Annotated in this window: 2 protein-coding genes; both read right to left on the bottom strand. The window is 65.1% G+C overall.

Annotated elements, in window-relative coordinates:
- Nucleotides 1–1,505: Asp-tRNA(Asn)/Glu-tRNA(Gln) amidotransferase subunit GatB (gatB, locus tag Q0I65_RS09605; protein WP_296062925.1), on the bottom strand; the 1,505-nt coding region annotated here is incomplete at its 3' end.
- A gap of 1 nt (nt 1,506) precedes the next feature.
- Nucleotides 1,507–2,481 (bottom strand): amidase family protein (locus Q0I65_RS09610; protein ID WP_296062926.1); only part of this gene is annotated, 975 nt, incomplete at its 5' end.

Raw genomic sequence — 2,481 nt, forward strand, 5'->3', positions numbered from 1 at the left:
CACTGGCCGACGAAGAACCCGATGACCTTGGTGTTCCCGTCCTTGTAGCGCGCCACCTCGTCGGGGTTCGCAGCGATAACCGCGTCGACGACGGCCTCGATCGCGCCGGTGTCCGACACCTGCTTCATGCCGCGTTCCTCCACGATGGCAGCAGGGTCTTTGTCCTCGTCCATGACGGCGGCGAAGACCTCCTTGGCCTGCTTGGAGGAGATGGCGTCCTCGGCGAGCAGCCCGACGAGCTCGACGGCGCGCGCGGGGGAAAGCGGGCTGTCGGCGAGATTGACGTCCTCGTTCGCATTCTGCCAGCCAGCGATGTCGTTGATGACCAGGTTTGCGACGGGCTTGGCAAGCTTTCTCGCGTCTGCGCCGGCAGCTTCCATGCACTTCTCGAAGAAACCGGCGGTCTGCTCGCCTTCCACCAGCTGACGGGCATCATATGCCGACAGGCCGAACTGCTCGGCGAAGCGCGCGGCCTTCTGATCGGGAAGCTCGGGCAGCTTGGCGCGGACGCCCTCGATGAACTCGTCGGTGAGGTCGTAAGGCGCCAAGTCGGGCTCGGGGAACAGGCGGTAGTCGTCGGCGGTCTCCTTCACGCGCATGACGATGGTGTGCTTCATCGTGGGGTCCCAGTGGCGCGTTTCCTGGTAGATCTGCCCGCCCTCTTCGAGCACCTCCGCCTGACGGCAGATTTCGTAGGCCAAGCCATCGTGGAGGTTCTTGAAGGAGTTCATGTTTTTAAGCTCGGTCTTCACGCCGAGCTTGGTCGACCCGCGGCGGCGCAGGCTGACGTTGCCGTCGCAGCGCATGGAGCCTTCCTCCATCGAACAGTCGGAGATGCCGATGGCGAGGAAGATCTGGCGCAGCTTCTGCATAAACAGGCGCGCTTCCTCGGGCGTGCGCAGGTCGGGCTCGGTGACGAGCTCGATGAGCGGCGTGCCCGCGCGGTTGTAGTCGACAAGGGAATGCGTGGCGCCCGCGATGCGGCCCTCGTCGCCGCCGATGTGGACCATCTTGCCCGCGTCTTCCTCCATGTGGATGCGCGTGATGCCCACGTGCGCCGTGTAGCCGGTGTCGGTCACGGTGACGTTCTCGTAAGTGTCGCCCGCGCCAAGGCCCGCGATGTCGGTGCGCTCCTTCGCCGCCGGGCCGTCGACGTCGAGGTCGAGATGGCCGCGCATGCAGAATGCCACGGGGCCCTGCGTGGTCTGGAAGTTCTTCGCCATGTCGGGGTACATGTAGTTCTTACGGTAGAACATGGAGTGCTTCTCGATGTCGCAGTTCGTGGCGAGGCCCGCGAGCACGATCGACTCGATGGCGGCCTTGTTCGGCACGGGAAGGGCGCCGGGCAGGCCCAGGCACACGGGGCAGGTGTGCGTGTTGGGCGCGGCGCCGAACTCCAGCTTGCAGCCGCAGAACATCTTCGTGGTAAGGGTGGTGAGCTCGGTATGGATTTCCAGACCGATGACCGCTTCCCAATCTTGCAATACTTGCTCGAGCTTCTTCACGCTACTCGCCTGCCTTTCCGTCCGAGAATTCGGGCGCCACGGGGGCGGTGCCGTATTCCTTCTCGAGCGCCATTGCGACGCGGAACATGTTCTCGTCCTTGAACTGGGGCGACATTAGCTGAACGCCAATGGGCAGGCCGGTTTCGCGCCCCAGGCCGCAGGGCATGCTCATGCCGCCGTTGCCGGCGATGTTGAGCGAGATGGTGAACACGTCGGAGAGGTACATCGTCGCGGGATCGGAGATCTCGCCGAACTTGAACGCCGTGCGCGGGCTTGCGGGCGCTAAGATGACGTCGCATTTCTCGTAGGCGCTCGTGTAGTCCTGCGTGATCAGCGTGCGGACCTGCTGCGCGGGATAGTAGTACTTCTCGTACACGCCCGCGGAAAGCAGGTAGCTGCCCAGCATGATGCGGCGCTTGGCCTCGGGGCCGAAGCCCTTCGCGCGGCTCGACTCGTATTGGCCGCCCAAATCCTTGTGGCCCTCGTCGCACAGGCCGTAGCGCACCGAGTCGAAGCGAGCGAGGTTCGAGAACGCCTCGCAGGGGCCGAGCACGTAATAGGCGCTGATGGCCGCGTCGACGTGCGGAAGCTCGACCTCGACGAGCTCGGCGCCGGCGGCTTCAAGCTTGGCGGCCGCTTCCATGGTGCGCTCGCGGACTTCCTCTGTGAGGCCGTCCGCTTCCATGAATTCCTTCACAATGCCTATGCGCATGCCAGCGACATCTTGCTTGCAGGCGGCGCGGAAATCGGCTTTCACCTGCTGTGACGTGCAGTCAAGCTCGTCGTGGCCGCAGATGGCGTCCATGACCGCCGCCGCGTCCTCCACGCTGCGCGCGAAGGGTCCCACCTGGTCGAGCGAGCTGCCGAAGGCCACCACGCCGTAGCGCGAGACCATGCCGTAGGTGGGCTTCACGCCGACGATGCCGCAGAAGCTCGCGGGCTGGCGGATCGACCCGCCCGTGTCGGAGCCGAGCGC

The organism is uncultured Ellagibacter sp., assembly GCF_934643285.1.
Lineage (GTDB): Bacteria > Actinomycetota > Coriobacteriia > Coriobacteriales > Eggerthellaceae > Ellagibacter.